The 341-nt window shown below is 42.2% G+C and carries 1 protein-coding gene; it reads left to right on the top strand.

Features of this window, described 5'->3' with window-relative positions; all coding sequences use genetic code 11:
* The coding region (locus tag JaK3_RS06795; RefSeq protein ID WP_150114230.1) for a condensation domain-containing protein at positions 1 to 341 on the top strand (341 nt) is incomplete at both ends.

Here is a 341-nt window from a genome sequence, read left to right as displayed (position 1 = left end):
ACTGGCGCTATCAATATTGAGGCTCTACAGCTAGCGTTGTTAGCCATTATTGAAAGACACGAGGCATTGCGGACGGTGATGCTCGAGGATGAAGATGGTGAAGTATTCGGCTATGTCATACAGGCAGAAGGTAATAACCTCATACAACTTTCTGACTTAAGAAATATTGAAAGTCAGTCTGAGAAGATGCATAACCTCATCAGGAAAGAGGTTGGGCTTTCGTTTGATATTTCATGTGAAATTCCCCTCCGCACTCATCTCTTGCAACTAACTGATGATGAATATGCCTTAGTGCTTACTTTCCATCATCATGCCAATGATGGTGTGTCAGCCAATATCTT

This window comes from Polynucleobacter yangtzensis, assembly GCF_001595965.1.
GTDB lineage: Bacteria > Pseudomonadota > Gammaproteobacteria > Burkholderiales > Burkholderiaceae > Polynucleobacter > Polynucleobacter yangtzensis.
This window is presented reverse-complemented; position numbering and strand designations above follow the sequence as displayed.